The sequence below is a fragment of the Spirulina subsalsa CS-330 genome (genome assembly GCF_028330765.1).
Classification (GTDB): domain Bacteria; phylum Cyanobacteriota; class Cyanobacteriia; order Cyanobacteriales; family Spirulinaceae; genus Spirulina; species Spirulina subsalsa_A.
In genome coordinates this window covers 25,220-39,829 of the sequence record NZ_JAQMTY010000233.1, presented here as the reverse complement: position 1 = coordinate 39,829, position 14,610 = coordinate 25,220, and the positions used below count along the sequence as shown (strand labels likewise).

The following is a 14,610-nucleotide window of genomic DNA, read 5'->3' as shown; positions in this document are numbered from 1 at the left end:
GATGTTCACCTTCTCTCGATCCCCCCTAGCCCCCCTTAAAAAGGGGGGAACGCAAAAAAGTCCCCCTTTTTAAGGGGGATTTAGGGGGATCAAACGCAGACGAGGCCAACATTTGAACGTTATGTATAAGCAGTAGCCCACGGGGCGAGGGGCTTCTAATCTGTACAGGATGATTTCTGAACAAGCTTTAATTCAAGAGCATTACTATCCTAAATTTGATTAAAAGATGGGTTAAAAAATGAGTATTGTTTGATACAAGATCAGCAATGTTATCAGTTAATAAAATATGTTGTGATTCAAAAACAACTTCATGCACTTTTATGCTGTAGCTGAGACTATCGTGAATAGTTTCAACCTCTTTTCGCAATGAATGGATTGTTAATCTTCACAATTATTTACTTAGACCTTGAAGATTATTGAATGATTCTAAACATCGCGGGAATTGCTGGGGTTCAGTGACAAAATACGAGGAAGTATTCTCTCGATAATCGATTGATTTTGATCAAAGTCAATGATTAGGAGTGAGCTTATTCTGCACTGAAATTGTGCATAGTTACTGTCCTACGAAGGGGAAGACCCATGTCCACCATCACCCCCACCCCCGCTGCCCCCAAGGCGCAACCGGATAAACGCTTCAAGATTCTCGACATCACCATGAAGCGGAATCACTATCGTCAAGATGCGTTGATTGAAGTGCTCCACAAGGCGCAAGAGTCTTTTGGCTTTCTAGAGCTTGATGTTCTTGAATATGTGGCGCGATCGCTCAAGCTCCCCCTAGGCCGCGTCTATGGGGTAGCGACGTTTTATCATCTCTTTTCCCTGAAGCCCAGCGGTAAACACAGTTGCATCGTCTGTACCGGCACAGCCTGCTACGTCAAAGGGAGCGGCAAACTCGTCGAGGCGATCAGTGAAAAACTGGGCATCCAAGTGGGCGAAACCACGCCCGATGGCCAAGTATCCCTTTCCACCGCTCGCTGCATTGGAGCCTGTGGCATTGCTCCCGCTGTGGTGTTTGATGGCGAAGTGAAAGGCAAGCTCGATGCTGACACCGTGCTGGCTCGTCTGGCTGTCCTGGCTGAAACTGAATAATCTGGAGGCACGATGGATTTAGTTGAACTGAAAGCATTGGCGGCGGCCGAACAGGCCAAGTTTAAGCCGGTGCGCGTAAATTGTTGTACGTCCACGGGTTGCCAAGCGGCTCAATCATTGGAGATTACAAAGAATCTGGCGAAGGCGGTGAAGGATCGCGGCCTGGGCGATCGCGTCGAAGTCGTGGGAGTCGGCTGTATGGGGTTCTGTGGCCGCGGCCCCTTGGTGCAAATTTCCACCGATGACCAACTGTTTGAAGCCGTCACCCCCGACCAAGCCGCCGGAATTATTGCCAGCCTTGACGGTGGCAGCACCGATGCGGAGGTGGGGGATGTGAACCATCCCTTCTTTAGCCGCCAATTCCATATTGTGCGGAAAAACAGCGGCAAGATTAACCCCGATCGCATCGAAGACTACATTGCCAGCGGCGGCTATCAAGCCCTGTACAAAGCCCTGTTTGAACTTTCCCCGGACGAAGTGGTGACGGAAATCACCCAGAGCGGCCTGCGGGGTCGTGGCGGCGGTGGCTTCCCGACGGGGGTGAAATGGGCCACGGTGGCGAAAATGCCGGAGGGTCAGAAATACGTGATCTGTAATGGAGATGAGGGCGATCCGGGGGCGTTCATGGATCGTTCCGTGCTCGAAAGTGATCCCCATTTGGTGCTCGAAGGGATGGCGATCGCTGCCTATGCCGTCGGCGCAGACCATGGTTATATCTACGTTCGCGCTGAATATCCCCTCGCCATCGATCGCCTCAACAAAGCGATCAAACAAGCGAAAAAATACGGCATCCTCGGCAGTCAAATTTTTGACTCCCCCTTTGACTTCAAAATTGACATTCGGATCGGAGCCGGAGCCTTTGTCTGTGGCGAAGAAACCGCGCTCATCCACTCGATCGAAGGCAAGCGCGGCAACCCCCGCACCCGCCCCCCCTATCCGGCTCAGGACGGCCTGATGCATTGCCCCACCTTGATCAACAACGTGGAAACCTACGCCAACATCGCCACGATCATCGAAAAAGGCGCAGACTGGTACAGCCAGATCGGCACCGAGGGCAGTAAAGGCACAAAAATCTTCGCCCTCACCGGCAAGATCCGCAACAACGGCCTGATCGAAGTGCCGATGGGGATCACCCTGCGGGAAATCGTCGAAGAGATGGGCGGCGGTGTGCCCGATGGCACGATTAAAGCCGTTCAAACCGGCGGCCCCTCCGGCGGTTGCATTCCGGCCCACTTGCTCGATACCCCGGTCGATTACGATTCCTTGACGAAGGTGGGGTCGATGATGGGGTCGGGCGGCATGGTGGTGATGGATCAGACCACGAGCATGGTGGAAGTGGCGCAGTTCTATATGGACTTTTGCCGCGAGGAAAGTTGCGGCAAATGTATCCCCTGTCGAGCGGGGACGGTGCAACTGCACAGTATGTTGACGCGCTTACTGGCCAGGGAAGCGACGGCGGCGGATTTGGAAACCATGGCTGCTCTGTGCGCCATGGTCAAGGAAATGAGCCTCTGTGGGTTGGGGATGACCGCCCCGAATCCGGTGCTGAGTACCTTGAACTATTTCCGCTCGGAATATGAGGAACTGTTGCAGCCGATGCCGGCACGACTGCAAAACTCGGCAGTGACGGCATCCTAAGGGGCGATCGCCCCCCTCAATCTAGATCAGCAATTGGAGCAATCAAAATGTTTTGTGAACAATGTGAACAAACCGCCAGCGGTCAAGGCTGCCATCAATGGGGAGCCTGTGGCAAAAGCCCGGAGGTGAATGCGGTGCAGGATCTTTTGGTCTATTGCCTGCGGGGGTTAGCGGTGGTGGCGATCGCCGCCCGTGATCACAACATTGATACCACCGATGCGGATATCCTCCTCGGCGATGCCCTCTTTTCGACGATGACCAACGTCAACTTTGACCGAAAACGGTTTATCACCTTAATCCGGCAAGTGATCACCCTCCGGGAACTGCTCAAGCTGCAAGTCCAAAACCAGAATGGGCGCAAAACCCTCTGGCCCGACATTTGCAGCTACGAGCCGGATTGGTCGGAAAGTCTCGTGGAGCAGGGCTTGGCGAAGTCCCTCGAACGCCTCCAAAAAATCGGGCAGAATCCGGATATTTTTGCCCTCCAACTCACCGTTTTGTATGGCGTGAAAGGGTTAGCCTCCTATGCGTTTCTGGCTTCAGAATTGGGTCAACATGATCCGGCGGTTTACCACTTCTGCGAAGAGGCCCTCATTGCCTTAGATCGCACGGATTTAGACCTGATGGCCTGGGTGAACTTAGCCCTAAAGGTGGGCGAGGTGAATTTTCGGGCGATGGAACTCCTCGATGCGGGCCATACGCAAACCTACGGCCACCCGGTTCCGACCCCGGTTCCCCTCAATCCGCGCCAAGGCCAGGCGATCCTTGTGTCCGGCCATGACATTAAAATTCTGGCGGCTTTGTTGGAGCAAACCCAAGACACGGGGCTAACGGTGTACACCCACGGCGAACTGTTGCCCGCCCACGGCTACCCGAAGTTAAAGGAAAAATACGCCCATTTCTACGGCCATTACGGAACGGCGTGGCAAAACCAAACCAAGGATTTTGCCAAGTTTCCGGGGGCGATCGTGGTGACCACCAATTGCCTGATGCCGCCCCATGAAACCTACGATGACAAGCTGTTTTCTGTGGGGAGTGTGGGCTATCCGGGGCTGATTCATCTGGGGATGTCGGATGGGGTTCCGGATTTTAGCCCGGCGATCGCAAAATCCCTCGCGATGCCCGGCTTCACGGTCAACGATCCGCCGCGTTCCGTGGTGACAGGCTATGCCCGGAATGCGGTGCTGTCGGTGGCGGATACGGTGGTGGCAGCGGTGAAGGCGGGGCAGATTCGCCATTTCTTTCTCGTTGGGGGCTGTGATGGGGCCAAGCCCGATCGCAACTACTACACCGAATTCGTCGAAAAAGTCCCCGATGATTGTGTGGTGTTGACCCTGGCCTGTGGGAAATTCCGCTTTTTTGATCAGCAGTTGGGCAGGATTGGCGACTTGCCGCGCTTGCTCGATGTGGGGCAATGTAACGATGCCTACAGTGCGATTCAGATTGCTCTGGGCTTGGCCCAGGCCTTTGAAATGGAGGTGAATGATTTGCCCCTGTCGATGATTTTGTCTTGGTATGAGCAAAAGGCGATCGCTGTTCTGCTCACCCTCCTCCATTTGGGAATCAAAGACATTCGCCTGGGGCCCACCTTGCCCGCCTTCTTGACTCCGAATGTCTTTGCCCTGCTCTCTGAACGGTATAACCTCCAAGGCATTACCACCCCCGACGCAGATCTAGCCGCCTGCCTAGGGTAAACCCTAGGGGCGGATCGGGACTGTCTATTCCCGATGCCCCGTTATTCTCATGGAGTTTTTGCAATGATGTATTTCAGTTTAATCAGTCTGGGTGTAGGGTTGGCGGTCATGATCGCCGGACGGCGGCTGTGGCAAATGTGGCAGATCCACAAACTGCGGCGATCGCTCACCACCGCCCAAGAATTGATCGTGTTTACCCCCGATCTCGTCGCCAACCTACCGCCCCCAGTGCAGCGGTATTTACTCCATGCGATCGCCCCCGGAACCCCCCTCGCCAACGCCGTCCAACTCGACATGCACGGCAGCTTCAAAACCAACGTTGATCGGCCCTGGTTGCCCCTCAAAGCCCGCCAATGGATGACCGCCCTCTCTGGCTTCGTCTGGCAAGCCAAAATCGGCAAACCCCAACTCCAATTCATCGGCGCAGACTCCTACTGCAACCGCCAAGGCCGCGTCCACTTTGACCTCTGGGGCGCGATTCCCCTCGTCGATCACCATAGCGACGAAATCAGCCGCTCTAGCCTCGGTCGCCTCGCCATTGAAATGGTGTGGCTCCCCTCCGCTCTCCTCCCCCACAACGGGGTCACCTGGCACGCCCTCGGTGAACACCATATCTGCGCGGAATGGACGATGGACGATGAACCGATCTGCCTTCAACTCACCATCGACAACCAAGGCCGCCTCCAGCACGCCGAACTCTCGCGCTGGAACGAACAAATCCACGGCTACAGTCGCTTCGGCTCTAGTTTTGTCAGTGAGCGCACCTTTAACGGCATCACCATTCCCACCCAAGTCGCCGCCGGTTGGAATGTTGATAGCCCGGACTACCACGAATTTTTCCGCGCCGTGGTTCACGATGCCAAATTTTCAACGACCGTCTAGCCCCCAACCCTGGGGGATGCCGTTGCGATTCCCGATCCTCATGGGGTGATCCCTGACACCCCTATCACCCTTGAATCCTTTTGCAGGAGAGAACTATGTCAATTACGACCCTGAAAATTAATGGTCAAGATGTTGTGACCGAAAGTGGCAAAACTGTTCTGGATGCGGCCAAAGAGGCCGGGGTTGCCATTCCCACCCTGTGCCACCTCGAAGGCGTGAGCGAAGCTGCTGCCTGTCGGTTATGTGCGGTGGAAGTGAAAGGCACACCGAAATTACTGCCGGCCTGTGTCACCCCGGTCAGTGAAGGCATGGAGGTGGAAACCAATACGCCCAAACTCCAGGACTATCGCCGCATGATTGTGGAACTCTTTTTCGCTGAGGGGAATCACGTTTGCTCGATCTGTGTGGCTAATGGTAACTGTGAGTTGCAAGATGTGGCGATTGAGGTGGGGATGGATCATTCCCGATTTAGCTATCGTTTTCCCGATCGCGGCGTGGATTTGTCCCATCCGATGTTTGGCATTGACCATAACCGTTGCATTCTTTGTACGCGCTGTGTACGGGTGTGTGACGAAGTGGAAGGGGCCCATGTGTGGGATGTGGGCAACCGGGGCGAGGCTTGCTACATCGTGTCGGGGATGGATCAGCCCTGGGGTGAAGTGTCCGCCTGTACGGCTTGCGGTAAATGTGTGGATGCTTGCCCGACGGGGTCGATTTTCCGCAAGGGAACGACAACGGGGGAAAAGGCGGGCGATCGCGCCAAATTGGAATTTTTAGTGAACGCTCGTGACAAACAGGAATGGTCACGCTAAAGATTAAGGGTGTTAATCCCAATCCAGGGGACTGTATTGGATCTGAGTTGTTCACCATTACCGCCATGTCTTCACGTTCTGATCTGTCTGCTCTCTGTTCATCTCCTGTGTCCTTCCCGCTATCCACCTGGCACTATGGTGATGAGCCTGAACCAGAAACCCAATTTTTGATGGCCTTGGACTTGTGCGAAGACTTTTTTGCCATATCCGCCACCTGTACCCCCACCGATGGCATGCAACTCCGTCATGCGGTGGAACTATTGACCCCCCTTTTGGCAGGGACAGAACTTTGGTTTGTGCTGATCGATCGCTACACAACCCGGATTCAACGGCTGCGATCGCAACTCCAAACCTTAGGCGGTACATCCCAACCCGGACAAACCCGTTGCATTAATCAACACTGTGCCTGTCCCCTCCATTGTGACCCCAGCGAATACGCGCAACTCCTAGAGGCGCTACTCTCAGTCTAGAGACCTTCTTTATTCCGGATTCAAACTCACGAGGACTCATTATGTCTAAAATTCGCTTTGCTACGGTTTGGCTTGCGGGCTGCTCCGGCTGTCACATGTCTTTCCTGGACATGGATGAATGGCTGATCGACCTCGCCGCCCAAGTGGATGTGGTCTATAGCCCCGTCGGGTGTGACCTCAAAGACTATCCCGACAATGTGGACGTGTGCCTCGTGGAAGGCGCGATCGCCAACGAAGAAAACCTCGAACTCCTCCGCCACGTCCGCGCCCGCACCAAAACCCTAATCTCCTTCGGTGACTGCGCCGTCACCGCCAACGTCCCCGCCATGCGCAACATGCTCGGCGGCGCAGAACCCGTCCTCAAACGCGCCTACCTCGAACTCGGCGACTCCACCCCCCAACTCCCCCACGAACCCGGCATCGTCCCCGAACTCCTCGACCAAGTGCGCCCCGTCCATGAATGGGTTCCCGTCGATATCTTCATGCCCGGTTGCCCCCCCAGCGCCGATCGCATCCGCGCCACCCTCGAACCCCTCCTGCGCGGCGAAATGCCCGTCATGGAAGGGCGAGACATGATTAAATTTGGGTAATCGGCCCAGCCCCCATTTCCAGCATTCAGTTTCTTCATTGGTTAATTTGACTTCATGACACTTTTTGAGCTCGTCACCGAGACAATTAAAACAGATGATTGGTCGTTTCATATTCTAGAATCCGAAGCGACAATCATGATCGAAATAACCTTAGAATCTGGGCAATTTCGAGGCTATTTCTTGGTCGATGAAGAAACAGAATGGGTACAGTTTAATCTCGTCTTGCCAGTGACAGTGCCTGCGGACAAACTCTCTGTGGCCTGCGAATTTATTTGTCGCGTCAACTATACATTGCTGGTCGGTCACTTAGATATCGATCTGGATGATGGCGAAGTTCGCTATAAAACCAGCGTAATTCTCCATGAAGCACCTAGGACACTCAACACCATCCGGAATGTGATCTACCCCAATTTAATGATGGTGGATCACTACTTTCCCTCATTCATGAAAGTGATCTATGGAGATGCAGATCCTGCCGAGATTCTTGAGGATCTCGATGATGAATTTGACGACGAATTCGACGATGAATTTGATGATGATGACCTCCAAAACAGTGATCATCAGCACTTTGACCCCCATGATTTGAATTAACGCCACCGACAGCCCCCAACACTGCCATCCTCTAATCTTGACTCTCATATTCACCTATTCTCTCCTCAAAGACCATGGCTAAAACAGTTGTTATTGATCCCGTCACTCGCATTGAAGGTCACGCCAAAATCTCGATCTTTCTCGATGATGCGGGCGAAGTGGAAAATGCGCGATTCCATGTGGTGGAATATCGCGGCTTTGAAAAATTTTGCGAAGGTCGGCCCTTTACCGAAATGGCGGGAATCACGGCGCGAATTTGCGGCATTTGCCCGGTGAGTCATTTACTCGCCGCCGCGAAAACCGGCGATAAACTCCTCGCGGTACAAGTGCCGATCGCTGGGGAAAAACTCCGCCGCCTGATGAATTTGGGCCAAATTATTCAATCCCATGCCCTTTCGTTTTTCCACCTCAGCAGCCCGGATTTTCTCCTCGGTTGGGATAGTGATCCGGCGAAGCGGAATGTGTTTGGGCTGATTGCCGCTGATCCTGACCTGGCGCGGGCGGGGATTCGGCTGCGGCAGTTTGGCCAGACGGTGATTGAAAAATTGGGGGCGCGGAAAATTCACGCTGCTTGGACGGTTCCCGGTGGGGTACGATCGCCCCTCTCCGCAGAAGGTCGTCAATGGATTTGCGATCGCCTCCCGGAATCCCTCGATACCACCCGCACCGCCCTGCGAATTTTTAAAGACCTCCTCGATCGCTTCCATACTGAAACCGAACAGTTCGGCAAATTCCCCTCCCTGTTTATGAGCCTGGTTGCCCCCAATGGCGATTGGGAACATTACGGCGGCGCGATTCGCTTCAAAGACAGCGAGGGCAATATCATCGCCGATGGCCTCAGTGAAGACGATTACCAAGACTATCTCGGTGAAGCCGTCGAACATTGGTCTTACCTGAAATTCCCCTACTACAAGCCCCTGGGCTATCCCGACGGCATCTATCGCGTTGGCCCCTTGGCGCGGGTGAACAATTGCGATCGCTTCGGAACCCCCGAAGCTGATGCCGAACTCGCCGAATTCCGCCAACGGGGCGGTGCGATCGCCACCTCCTCCTTCCTTTACCACTACGCTCGCCTTCTGGAAATTCTGGCTTGCTTAGAACGAGTCCAGCAGTTTATGGATGACCCGGATATGATGAGCGATCGCGTTCGGGCCAAAGCGGACATCAATCAAACCGTGGGCATCGGTGTCAGCGAAGCCCCACGAGGTACTCTGTTCCACCATTACGAAGTAGACGAAAACGGCCTCCTCGAAAAGGTCAACCTGATCATCGCCACCGGTCAAAACAACCTGGCGATGAACCAAACCGTCACCCAAATCGCCAAACACTACATCCACGGCAACGAAATCCCCGAAGGCATGCTCAACCGCGTCGAAGCCGGAATCCGCTGCTTTGACCCCTGCCTCAGTTGCTCCACCCATGCAGCGGGCCAAATGCCTCTCCATGTGCAACTGCTGCGCCCCGATGGTTCCGTTTTAGATGAGGTGTACCGCGATTAAACGCGATCGCGCTTGAACCGCTCCCGCTCATCCCAGACACCAGAAACCCTCTAGATTTGAGGGTTTCTGGTGTTTCAGGCAAGATCCATGCCCGGTCAATGCCAGCAATCACCCAGAATCCCCGCCCCATGAAAAAAATCCATATCGCCCTCTCATCACACAATATTGAAGCAGCGGTTCAAGACTACACCGCAAGACTAGCCTGTGAACCCTGTGTAGTCATCGCAGGAGAATACGCATTGTGGAGAACCGCTAGTCTTAATTTGTCCGTGCGCCAGGATGCAAACGCTCAACCGGGAACATTGCGACATCTCGGCTGGGAAGATGCAGAGGCTGCTGAATTTACCGAAGATGTGGATAGTCATGGCATCGTCTGGGAGCGATTTAATGCAGCAACCCAAGCGCAGGAAATTCGATCGCTCTGGCCAGAGACGGACTACCGCCCTTCCTCTGCTTCAGTGCGCCGAGATTCGACAACGAAATCGCGGTAGAAGAAGGCGCGATCGCGCCCTTTTAACGCATTGCTCAAATCAAAGCGGGGCGTGATTTGGTCGTACAGTGCCGGCGGACAGCGGCGCGGCACAAACAAATTCCAATAGGCCCAGCGTCCCCCCAGTTGACTCCGGGCCGCAATTTGCGCCAAGGTGCGGGCGTGGTTTTCCCCTGACATATATTCAAAAATATTGCTGAGGTTGAAGCGATCAATGGGGGGGCAATCGGGGCGGTCTAGATATTCTTCCACGGCACAGCAATGCCATTCAAGGCGATCGAGGTGGGCGCGGATCGGCTCGAACTGTTCCGGGCGGAGGGCGTAGGGGAGGGCGGTGCGGTGTTCGCCCGTGAGTATCCATTGCAGATAGGGATTCATCGCCGGATCAAGGGTTGTCAGGGCGTGGCGCAGTTGGGCGGCGAGTTGGGGGGTGGGGTTGCCGTCCACGTAGCGAAAAAAGCTGGGATCGCGCCCCCAGCGTCCGATCAGTGGTTGAGAAAAAAAGAGGTTAAATCCCCAACGCCAACGCCAATGATTCCAGGTGCGATCGTAAAACCGTTGACGCTCGGCGGGGGATTTGGGGGTGAGGAGGGATGCGATCGCCCCCTCATTCTGCAACAAGGGCAACAGGTAGCGGCGAAACCGCGCCAAATATCGCTCAAACTTCCCCACCGTCCCAAACCCCGCCCCAATCAACCATCGCCGCCGATCCCAAAACCCTTGCACATCCGCCGCGAGATCCCCCCGACAGCGTTGATACCACGCCCACCGCTGGGCCGCCGTTCCCGATCGCGACCCCAAAAACTGCAACAGTTCCCCATGGTCTAACCGCCGATAGGCCGCCACCCGCAGGGCTAAACAGGCCAACTGAGCCGGATTGAGATCGACCGCGATCGCTCGTTTTGGCCCCCGACTCAACAACGCTAGAGTGTTATCCCCTGCCGATGCGATCGACAGGCACGTGTGATCCGGTTGCACATCCAACGCCGCCAGCAGCAAATCCGCATCTTCCCAGCATTGAGCGTAGCGGATCTGCGAAAAGTCCGCCGTTTGGGCGATTTCGGTGGGCATAGTGGGTCTTGTTTAGCCCTGAAAAAAGGATTGAATCGATTGCCAGGCTGTGTTTAGGGTTTGTTTTAATTGGCGGCGACTATCCCATTGGGCAAGCTCACGCTCATAGGCTGGCCCCTTGGGCTGAAAAATTTTCCATCCCCCCAACACACTCAAGGTCACCAACACCACCACCAAATACCGCGACCAGCCCAACCCGCCGCCACTGAGGAGATCCAGACTCATAAAAAAGCCCGCGAGAATCATATATTTCACGGCTTTATGGCGAAATTGGGCGAAGCGGTAGCGGTCGAATTCTTGGCGTTTTTCGGTTTCGAGACGAGATAACCGCCAATCTTGCTCAGCGGCTTCGAGGCAGGTGAGGGGAATATCGAGTTCTTCGGCGATTTCGAGGAGTTGGGTGCGTGTGAATTCACCCTCGCGATCGTTGCGGGCGATCGCCAATTGCAAAATCTGCTGAATGTCGTCCGATTGATAAGTTTGTGGCGCGGTCATACCCGGATTAAGGCAACACAGGACATTGGTTTCATTATAGAAAATCTCCCGTTGGACAGTGCCCCCCTCAACGTTTCCCACCCCATCGCCATCACCTTAATACCGTGGCGCAACTAAAATCAGCCTTTCGTGTAGGGTGGGTTAGGTGGCTTAAACTCCCGCTATTACTGCAATCTAGCAATCCACCGTAACCCACCTTGTCCGATGTGCCACGACATTAGGAGCATTGCACCGCTTCCGGTCACCACGGCTAGGTACAGGCTGCACGATTCTGGGCGATGCGGATTCGGACGTATCGTGATTTCTGATTTTTACCGCAGCAAGCATCGCAGACTTGACCCTGGAATTCTTTTGTAAAATGAAGAAGCCGTCTAACCCTCTGAGGTGAATCATCGTGGTACAGGTTCCGCCTAAACCTTTATCGCTCCAACTGCCTGATCAATTGGCTCTGTGTGTTACGCCGGAACAGTTCGCAGCACTGGTGACGGCTAATCGTGAACTTTGTTTGGAGCGTACCGCAACGGGAGAACTCATTGTGAATCCACCGACAGGGGGCAATACTGGCTACCGTAACAGCAAAATCAATTACTTTTTGGTGCGTTGGATTGAGGAAGAAGGGGGTAATGGGAGAGCATTCGATTCTTCGACGGGCTTCGAGTTGCCCAATGGTAGCAATCGCTCTCCTGATGCAGCCTGGGTCAGCTCGGAGCGCTGGCAGGCTCTAACCCCAGAACAGCAGGATGGATTCATTCCCTTGTGTCCTGATTTTGTGGTGGAATTACGCTCAAAGAGCGATCGCTTGCAAGACCTCCGCAGCAAGATGGCAGAATATCTCGAAAATGGGACTCGATTGGGTTGGCTCCTTGACTCTCCACATCACAGGGTAGAGATTTACCATCCAGGGCCAGAGGTGGAGGTAGTGGAGAATCCCAAGACAGTATCAGGGGAAACGGTCTTACCGGGGTTTATCCTGAACCTCAATCGGGTTTGGGGTTGAAGGTGGTTACCACTAGAAGCCTAATGCCTTCGTTCGCTACACTGTCGATTCTCCCGTGCAACTGTCCACAAAATCGCCTAAACCAAAACTCACGTTAAAGTAAACAGGATTTCTTTTCACTGCATAACCCCATCGTGACCCCCTCCCCCCATCCCCTCCAACGCCTGCTCCACTACGGCCAGCGTTATCGCGTCTTAATCTGGCAAGCCACCGCCGCCTCGGTGTTGAATAAAGTGTTCGACCTTGCGCCGCCGGTCTTAATCGGGGCGGCGGTGGATGTGGTGGTGAAGCAGCAAGATTCCCTGATTGCCCGGTGGGGAGTGCGCGACACCTTTACACAATTGTTGATTTTGACGATTTTATCGGCGTTGATTTGGGGGTTAGAATCCCTGTTTGAATATGCCTATGAGCGGTTGTGGCGCAATTTAGCCCAGAATATGCAGCACGATTTACGCCTCGAAACCTACGGCCATGTTCAAGAGTTGGAAATGAGCTTTTTTGAGGACAGCAGTACGGGCGGGTTAATGGCGATTTTGAATGATGACATTAACCAATTGGAGCGGTTTTTAGATATTGGGGCCAATGAAATTCTGCAAGTCACCACAACGGTGATTGTGATTAGTGCCGGGTTTTTGCTGTTAGCGCCAACGGTGGCTTGGATGACGATGATTCCGATTCCAATTATTATCGTCGGTTCGATCGCATTTCAGAAAAAACTCGCGCCGCGCTATGCCAAAGTGCGAGAAAACGTGAGTTTACTCAGTGGTCGGTTGGCGAATAATCTCAGCGGGATTACGACGATTAAAAGTTTCACCACCGAGGCCTACGAGTTGGATCGGTTGGCCCTCGAAAGTGAAGCCTATCGCCAGAGTAATCGTCATGCGATCGCCCTTAGTGCCGCCTTTGTGCCGTTGATTCGGTTGGTGATTTTAGGCGGCTTTACGGCGACGCTGTTGATCGGGGGGATGGAAACCGTGGAGGGCGGGCTAGCGGTGGGAACCTACAGCGTCTTGGTGTTCATGACCCAGCGGCTGCTCTGGCCCTTGACGCGGTTGGGGCAGACCTTGGATCAATATCAGCGGGCCATGGCTTCGACCCAGCGGGTGATGAATCTGCTCGATACGCCGATCCAGATTGCCTCCGGAAATCAAATCCTACCCCGCGTAGACGGCACGATTCAGTTTGATCAAGTCACCTTTGGCTACCACATTGATCACCCGATTATTGATCAGCTTACCTTGACGATTCCCGCCGGGCAGACCATCGGCATTGCCGGATCAACGGGATCGGGAAAAAGTACCCTCGTGAAGCTGCTGCTGCGGTTTTATGAAATCCAGTCGGGCATGATTACGATTGACGGATTGGATATTCGCGCCATTCACCTCCACGATCTGCGGGGGGCGATCGGGCTGGTGAGTCAGGATGTGTTTTTGTTCCATGGGACGGTGCGGGAAAATATCGCCTACGGGAGTCCCGACGCGACCGTTGAGGAAATTTGCAGCGCGGCGAAACTGGCGGAAGCGGAGGAGTTTATTCAGCGATTGCCCCAGGGTTACGAGACGATCGTGGGGGAACGGGGGCAAAAACTATCGGGGGGTCAACGGCAACGGTTAGCGATCGCCCGCGCCATCTTGAAAAATCCGCCGATCCTGATCCTCGACGAAGCCACCTCCGCCGTGGATAACGAAACCGAAGCCGCCATCAGTCGCGCCCTGGCCCACATCACCCAAAACCGCACGACGATCGCGATCGCCCACCGCCTTTCCACGATCCGCCACGCCGATCGCATCTATGTCATGGAACAGGGCCGCCTCGTGGAACAGGGCAACCATGATCAGTTAGTTGCCCTCAACGGCATCTACGCCAACCTCTGGCGCGTCCAAACCGGGGAATAGTGGATCGCGCAAAGGTAATGGATTAGGTCGCGTTTGGAGATATGAAGGGACTTGACTCGGTGCGGTTATGAAGAGAAGCTGCGCCGAATCGATCTGAGGAGTACGGGAGCATTTTTAAGGTCTCATAGCCAAAAGAGCAATCCGGTTCTGCAACACGTACTTCCTAATCTCAATGTGGATACTGTTTAGAGATACATTATGCCGAAAACCCAGCCTAAGTATTGCTCTCTGTTCACTATTTGAGGAAGATTGTCTGCAATGTTGGATTGCTCTTTGGTCGATTCAACGAGACAGATAGAAAATGGATATGTTTAACCTCGCTTTACTAGTGGATAGAACCTTGACTGTTTTATCTGTCAGGGAAGCATCACCTGCTTCAATTACCAATTTAGCACCT

General features: G+C 54.1%; 14 protein-coding genes. 12 read left to right on the top strand and 2 right to left on the bottom strand.

The annotated features are described in order from the left end of the window. Positions 1–579 precede the first annotated feature (579 nt). The 10 genes from hoxE (at position 580) to PN477_RS16235 (ending at position 9,756) form a co-directional block, all read left to right on the top strand. Positions 580–1,089 carry a bidirectional hydrogenase complex protein HoxE gene (gene hoxE / locus PN477_RS16280; RefSeq protein WP_272115670.1) on the top strand — a complete coding sequence of 170 codons (510 nt, stop codon included), beginning with the start codon at positions 580–582 and terminating at the stop codon, positions 1,087–1,089. Positions 1,090–1,101: 12 nt separating this feature from the next. Further along, entirely contained in the window at positions 1,102–2,727 is a 1,626-nt protein-coding gene (locus tag PN477_RS16275; protein WP_272115669.1) for a NuoF family protein, read from the top strand. Between the two features lie 47 nt (positions 2,728–2,774). Then, positions 2,775–4,421 carry a hydroxylamine reductase gene (gene hcp / locus PN477_RS16270; protein WP_272115668.1) on the top strand — a complete coding sequence of 549 codons (1,647 nt, stop codon included), beginning with the start codon at positions 2,775–2,777 and terminating at the stop codon, positions 4,419–4,421. A 63-nt stretch (positions 4,422–4,484) separates the two neighbouring features. Further along, the gene (locus tag PN477_RS16265) at positions 4,485–5,303 is read left to right on the top strand and encodes a DUF6920 family protein (RefSeq protein WP_272115667.1); all 819 of its coding nucleotides are present in this window, start codon (positions 4,485–4,487) and stop codon (positions 5,301–5,303) included. 95 nt (positions 5,304–5,398) lie between these two features. After that, positions 5,399–6,115: a bidirectional hydrogenase complex protein HoxU gene (hoxU, locus tag PN477_RS16260; RefSeq protein ID WP_272115666.1), complete on the top strand. Its 717-nt coding sequence runs from the start codon at positions 5,399–5,401 to the stop codon at positions 6,113–6,115. A gap of 65 nt (positions 6,116–6,180) precedes the next feature. Further along, a complete protein-coding gene (locus PN477_RS16255) occupies positions 6,181–6,585 on the top strand; it encodes a hypothetical protein (RefSeq protein WP_272115665.1) in 405 nt (134 codons plus the stop codon). Between the two features lie 41 nt (positions 6,586–6,626). After that, the gene (locus PN477_RS16250) at positions 6,627–7,175 is read left to right on the top strand and encodes an NADH-quinone oxidoreductase subunit B family protein (RefSeq protein ID WP_272115664.1); all 549 of its coding nucleotides are present in this window, start codon (positions 6,627–6,629) and stop codon (positions 7,173–7,175) included. Between the two features lie 54 nt (positions 7,176–7,229). Further along, positions 7,230–7,766, top strand: coding sequence for a YbjN domain-containing protein (locus tag PN477_RS16245; RefSeq protein ID WP_272115663.1), 537 nt, complete (start codon positions 7,230–7,232; stop codon positions 7,764–7,766). 74 nt (positions 7,767–7,840) lie between these two features. Further along, complete coding sequence (locus PN477_RS16240) at positions 7,841–9,265, top strand: Ni/Fe hydrogenase subunit alpha (RefSeq protein ID WP_272115662.1); 1,425 nt, start codon at positions 7,841–7,843, stop codon at positions 9,263–9,265. Positions 9,266–9,393: 128 nt separating this feature from the next. Continuing rightward, positions 9,394–9,756, top strand: a complete 363-nt coding sequence (locus tag PN477_RS16235) for a hypothetical protein (protein WP_272115661.1) — start codon at positions 9,394–9,396, stop codon at positions 9,754–9,756. On the opposite strand, the gene PN477_RS16230 is transcribed toward PN477_RS16235, so the two are convergent. Next, a complete protein-coding gene (locus tag PN477_RS16230) occupies positions 9,702–10,826 on the bottom strand; it encodes a BtaA family protein (RefSeq protein WP_272115660.1) in 1,125 nt (374 codons plus the stop codon). The two genes, PN477_RS16235 and PN477_RS16230, sit on opposite strands and share 55 nt — an antisense overlap. 12 nt (positions 10,827–10,838) lie before the next feature. Next, a complete protein-coding gene (locus tag PN477_RS16225; protein ID WP_272115659.1) occupies positions 10,839–11,321 on the bottom strand; it encodes a 2TM domain-containing protein in 483 nt (160 codons plus the stop codon). A gap of 394 nt (positions 11,322–11,715) precedes the next feature. Here PN477_RS16225 and PN477_RS16220 point away from each other — a divergent pair, with 394 nt between their 5' ends. After that, a complete protein-coding gene (locus tag PN477_RS16220; protein ID WP_272115658.1) occupies positions 11,716–12,318 on the top strand; it encodes a Uma2 family endonuclease in 603 nt (200 codons plus the stop codon). 134 nt (positions 12,319–12,452) lie between these two features. Beyond that, positions 12,453–14,213 carry an ABC transporter ATP-binding protein gene (locus PN477_RS16215; protein WP_272115657.1) on the top strand — a complete coding sequence of 587 codons (1,761 nt, stop codon included), beginning with the start codon at positions 12,453–12,455 and terminating at the stop codon, positions 14,211–14,213. Positions 14,214–14,610 lie beyond the last annotated feature (397 nt).

Coding starts and splice junctions, on each gene's coding strand:
- hoxE (WP_272115670.1), top strand. CDS start 580: ATGTCCACCATCACCCCCACCCCCGCTGCCCCCAAGGCGCAACCGGAT.
- PN477_RS16275 (WP_272115669.1), top strand. CDS start 1,102: ATGGATTTAGTTGAACTGAAAGCATTGGCGGCGGCCGAACAGGCCAAG.
- hcp (WP_272115668.1), top strand. CDS start 2,775: ATGTTTTGTGAACAATGTGAACAAACCGCCAGCGGTCAAGGCTGCCAT.
- PN477_RS16265 (WP_272115667.1), top strand. CDS start 4,485: ATGATGTATTTCAGTTTAATCAGTCTGGGTGTAGGGTTGGCGGTCATG.
- hoxU (WP_272115666.1), top strand. CDS start 5,399: ATGTCAATTACGACCCTGAAAATTAATGGTCAAGATGTTGTGACCGAA.
- PN477_RS16255 (WP_272115665.1), top strand. CDS start 6,181: ATGTCTTCACGTTCTGATCTGTCTGCTCTCTGTTCATCTCCTGTGTCC.
- PN477_RS16250 (WP_272115664.1), top strand. CDS start 6,627: ATGTCTAAAATTCGCTTTGCTACGGTTTGGCTTGCGGGCTGCTCCGGC.
- PN477_RS16245 (WP_272115663.1), top strand. CDS start 7,230: ATGACACTTTTTGAGCTCGTCACCGAGACAATTAAAACAGATGATTGG.
- PN477_RS16240 (WP_272115662.1), top strand. CDS start 7,841: ATGGCTAAAACAGTTGTTATTGATCCCGTCACTCGCATTGAAGGTCAC.
- PN477_RS16235 (WP_272115661.1), top strand. CDS start 9,394: ATGAAAAAAATCCATATCGCCCTCTCATCACACAATATTGAAGCAGCG.
- PN477_RS16230 (WP_272115660.1), bottom strand. CDS start 10,826: ATGCCCACCGAAATCGCCCAAACGGCGGACTTTTCGCAGATCCGCTAC.
- PN477_RS16225 (WP_272115659.1), bottom strand. CDS start 11,321: ATGACCGCGCCACAAACTTATCAATCGGACGACATTCAGCAGATTTTG.